Consider the following 3,787-nt stretch of genomic DNA (forward strand, 5'->3'; position numbering starts at 1 on the left):
TCTTTATCCTCTTTTTGGGCTAATTCTAATGATTTTTGTGCTGAAATAATGGCGCTACCATAATCTTTTAAAGCAGCTTCAACCAAAGATTTAACCCTATAAAAATAATAGGTATCCCCTCCTATTTCAATGGCCTTATTTAGATAAGACAGAGCATCGTGGTATGATTTTCCTTGTTCCTGCAGATAGCGTGCCGCCTCATAATATGTTTGAGCGGTGGGATTTTTCTCTATACCAGAAGCAATCTCCTGCTTCATTTTTGTCTCAGTATCCACTGAAATTGGGATTTTTATAAGTGTATGTTCCCAAATCCAAAGCATATTAATGGAATTGTGGTCAATTTCATCAAAAGTAATCAGGAAATTTTCCTGATAATTAGGAATTTCTTGTGGTTTTATCCGAATCCTGAAAGCATCATCTTCCGGATCATAAGCTTTTCTTCCATCGCCCCAATGCTCCGTATTTTTGTGAAAAACTACGTCCCAGTGACCTTCATAAGGAAAGGCATAAAGCGCATAAGTGCCTTCAGGTAAATTATTACCCATAATATTTAAATCGTCATCTGCTGTAAATTTGGTAGATTCATTTGCGCCAACACGCCAAATTCTCCCATAAGGAACAAGACCTCCTAGTACTTTTCTGCCCTTTGCCCCGGGTCTTGAATAGGCAATTGTAATTTTTGTAAGACCAACATCCTGCTCAACCTTTGAAAACGGACTGGCTTTAGGAGCCTCAATTTGCGCAGCAAGTACTGTTGAAAAGCAAGTAAAAAGAATGAGGTTTAAAACTTTCAATGGGCTATATTAAAGAATGAATCCACAAATTCAAATTTATTGAATACCTGAAGATCCTCTATTCCTTCCCCCACACCAATATATTTAACCGGAATCTGAAACTGATCTGATATACCAATGACTACTCCTCCTTTGGCTGTGCCGTCTAATTTTGTTACGGCCAAAGAAGTTACTTCTGTAGCCTTTGTAAATTCTTTGGCCTGTTCAAATGCATTTTGACCGGTGGATCCATCGAGTACCAAAAGTACTTCATGTGGTGCATCCTCAATAACTTTTTGCATAACACGTTTTACCTTGCCAAGTTCATTCATTAGGTTCACTTTATTATGCAATCTGCCGGCGGTATCAATTAATACAACATCTGCACCCTGGGTAACGGCTGAACTCAAAGTATCAAAAGCCACTGAAGCAGGGTCGCTACCCATTTTTTGTTTCACCATAGGGACATCCACACGATCTGCCCAAACCTGTAGCTGATCTATTGCAGCTGCTCTAAAAGTATCAGCTGCTCCTATTACAACTTGTAATCCTTGTTTTTTTAACTGATAAGCAAGTTTTCCAATTGTGGTTGTTTTACCTACCCCATTAACCCCAACAACCATAATAACATATGGTTTTTTGTTTTTAGGTACACTAAATTCTTCCTCTTCACCCAAATGAGTTTCCGATAATAGACCTGCAATTTCTTCCCGGAGGATTCCGTTCAGTTCGTCAGTACCCATGTATTTATCTTTGGAAACCCTGGCCTCTATTCGTTCAATAATTTTGAGCGTAGTAGCCACTCCAACATCAGAAGTTACTAAAACTTCCTCCAGGTTATCTAAAACATCATCATCTACTTTAGATTTACCCGCTACTGCCTTGCTAAGTTTGGATAAAAAACTGGTTTTAGTTTTCTCTAATCCTTTGTCTAGTGTTTCCTTTTTCTGGGATGTAAATATTTTTTTAAATAAGCTCATGTCACCGTAAAAGTCGTTGGGCAAATATATGAAATAAAAAAAGCCGCTCTCAATAGAAAGCGGCCCGGAACTCAATTTTAGTCAGTTTGTTACTTCTTATTCAACCATTCATTCACCATTTCTGGTGGCATAACAGATTCTACAAAAGTATAGGCACCTGTTTTAGGTGATTTTACCATTTTTATAGCTTTGGTAAGTCTTTTAGAACTGGATTGTAAACTCGCTACCGTCTTCTTTGCCATGCTTTCTTATTTTATCTCTTTATGAACAGTCATTTTCTTGAGAATAGGATTAAATTTTTTAATCTCTAACCTATCAGGGCTATTCTTCTTGTTCTTGGTTGTAATGTATCTGGATGTTCCCGGCATACCAGAGTTTTTATGCTCTGTGCACTCTAATATTACCTGAACTCTGTTGCCTTTTTTTGCCATCGTAATCTATATATTGAAGGATTATTTAATCAATCCTTTTGCTCTAGCTTCCTTTAAAACAGCTGAAATGCCCTTCTTGTTTATCGATTTAAGAGCCCTTGTAGAAACCTTCAAAGTGATCCATCTATCTTCCTCTGGAATATAAAAACGTTTCTTGGAAAGATTTACATTAAATCTCCTCCTTGTTTTATTGATAGAGAAGGATACATTATTCCCAAACATAGCTCTCTTTCCGGTAAGTTCACAAACTTTTGACATTACGCTACTTTTTACTTGATTTTAAACAGGGTGCAAATTTAATTCATTTTTGTGTGATGGACAAAATTCTCTTCTAGAATTTTAAAATTTCTTTTTGCAGCATCTGAAAAGCCTTGTGTACTGCCTTTTGGACTATTCTGGTACGGTGATTTCCCATTGTAAATTTTTCCACTAAAACATTATTTGGGGTAGCAATTGCAATATAAACAGTTCCTATTTCAGCATCAGAATCACCTTTTGTAGGGCCCGCATTGCCGGTTGTTGCCATTGCAAAGTCTGACTTCAATAATTCCCTGACATTAACAGCCATTGCTCTTGCAACTTCTGCACTTACTACAGAATTCTTTTTTATCAACTCCTCAGGAACCTTAAGAACATCTATTTTAACCTGGGTGGCATAACTTACCACACTCCCTAAAAAATAAGCCGAGGCGCCTGGAATAGCGGTAATTTGCTCTGCTATTTTGCCTCCGGTAAAACTTTCAGCCGTGGCCAGGGTCATTTTCTTTGAAGTAAGCAATTTAGCAACTCCTGATTCTATAGACCCATCCTCTTCTTCCCCATATATGATATCCCCGATTATCGAATACAATTTTGCCGATTCTTTTTTGACGGCATCTTCTATAACATCCTTATCTGCTCCTTTCGCGGTTAATCGCAACCGAACTTTACCTAAATTAGGGAGGTAAGCCAGCTTAACAAAAGAAGGTAAATTTTCCTCCCAATCCTCTATTCTTTCAGTAATGGCACTTTCCCCCAGTCCATAAGTCATTATCGTCTTATGGTAAATGTACGGACGCTCAAAAGTGGCTACAATCTTTGGGATAACGGCATTGTCTATAAGATTTTTCATCTCAAAAGGCACTCCCGGCAGTGATACAAAAGTGGCTATATCGTTAGTAATCCACATCCCCGGAGCAGTGCCATAGGCATTGTGTAATACCTGAGCCTTGGAGGGTACTAATGCTTGCTGCCTGTTGATATCAGATATAGGAGTTGCAATATATTTCTTAAACAACTCTTCTATATGATTTAATACCTGCTTGTTTTCAACCAGGTGATCATCTAAAAACTCACAAAGCGTATGTTTTGTTATATCATCCTTGGTTGGCCCTAAACCACCTGTAATAATGATGATTTCTGCCCGCTTTTCAGCATCTGACAAAGCCTTTAGTATATGAGATCTATCGTCCTGAACAGAAGTTATCTGGAATACCGAAACCCCAATCTTATTTAATTCGCCGGCTATAAAGGCAGAGTTGGTATCTACTATTTGTCCAATTAGAATTTCATCGCCAATGGTTATAATTTCCGCAAACATCAGAAATTAAAGTCTTTTTTAAGT

The 3,787-nt window shown here is 37.8% G+C and carries 6 protein-coding genes; all 6 read right to left on the minus strand.

Features of this window, described 5'->3' with window-relative positions:
• A partial coding sequence (locus tag WBM60_RS00940; RefSeq protein ID WP_424282640.1) for a DUF2911 domain-containing protein occupies window positions 1-794 on the minus strand: 794 nt, incomplete at its 3' end.
• Entirely contained in the window at window positions 791-1,753 is a 963-nt protein-coding gene (gene ftsY, locus WBM60_RS00945) for a signal recognition particle-docking protein FtsY (protein ID WP_299163913.1), read from the minus strand. The genes WBM60_RS00940 and ftsY, both read right to left, overlap by 4 nt.
• 89 nt (window positions 1,754-1,842) lie before the next feature.
• On the minus strand, window positions 1,843-1,995 hold the full coding sequence (locus WBM60_RS00950) for a DUF4295 domain-containing protein (RefSeq protein ID WP_299163915.1): 153 nt from the start codon (window positions 1,993-1,995) through the stop codon (window positions 1,843-1,845).
• A gap of 6 nt (window positions 1,996-2,001) precedes the next feature.
• Window positions 2,002-2,184, minus strand: coding sequence for a 50S ribosomal protein L33 (rpmG, locus tag WBM60_RS00955; RefSeq protein ID WP_019670387.1), 183 nt, complete (start codon window positions 2,182-2,184; stop codon window positions 2,002-2,004).
• A gap of 21 nt (window positions 2,185-2,205) precedes the next feature.
• Complete coding sequence (gene rpmB, locus WBM60_RS00960) at window positions 2,206-2,442, minus strand: 50S ribosomal protein L28 (RefSeq protein WP_299163917.1); 237 nt, start codon at window positions 2,440-2,442, stop codon at window positions 2,206-2,208.
• 73 nt (window positions 2,443-2,515) lie between these two features.
• Window positions 2,516-3,763 carry a competence/damage-inducible protein A gene (locus WBM60_RS00965; protein ID WP_424282641.1) on the minus strand — a complete coding sequence of 416 codons (1,248 nt, stop codon included), beginning with the start codon at window positions 3,761-3,763 and terminating at the stop codon, window positions 2,516-2,518.
• Between the last annotated feature and the right edge of the window lie 24 nt (window positions 3,764-3,787).

The sequence above is a fragment of the Eudoraea sp. genome (assembly GCF_049669105.1).
Lineage (GTDB): Bacteria > Bacteroidota > Bacteroidia > Flavobacteriales > Flavobacteriaceae > Eudoraea.